The organism is Synechococcus sp. R55.2 (assembly GCF_047462075.1).
In the GTDB taxonomy this organism is placed as follows: domain Bacteria; phylum Cyanobacteriota; class Cyanobacteriia; order Thermostichales; family Thermostichaceae; genus Thermostichus.
Genome location: NZ_JANSIH010000388.1, coordinates 1 through 502 on the forward strand (window position 1 = coordinate 1; position 502 = coordinate 502).

Consider the following 502-nt stretch of genomic DNA (forward strand, 5'->3'; position numbering starts at 1 on the left):
GTCAGATGTTTATAAGATACAGTTTCCAGATGGTGCAGTTGCCCCAGTTGGGGGGGAATAGGCCCAGAGAGCTGGTTGTGATCCAAAAACAGGCCGCGCAGGTTTCGCAACTGCCCCAGCTCGGCTGGAATGGAGCCGGAGAATTCGTTGTAATCGAGAAACAGGTTTTCCAACTGGCCGAGTTGCCCCAGCTCGGGCGGAATGGGGCCGGAAAGTTGGTTGTGGCTGAGGGACAAGGCTCGCAACCGGCGAAATTGGCCTATTTCGGGCGGCAGGGATCCGCTCAACCCCTGACGATCCAGCACCAGTTGGACAAGGCACTGATCCGAATCAAAAAGGGCCACCTCCTCTACCTTCACCTCCGGGCGGCCCAGAGCTGCCAAGATCTGCCGCAGCAAGAGGGGATCCCGACAAAGGGGAGCAGACCAGGCCCCCACCCCCCAGCTCAGCCAAACCCAGATTGCCGGCCGGCCCCCCGCCCCCCGCGGGGGCGGGCGGGCTG

1 pseudogene is annotated in these 502 nt (G+C 62.0%); it reads right to left on the bottom strand.

Annotated features, from left to right (window positions below):
* Window positions 1-502, bottom strand: a pseudogene (locus NW838_RS12280) (hypothetical protein); the annotation flags it as partial.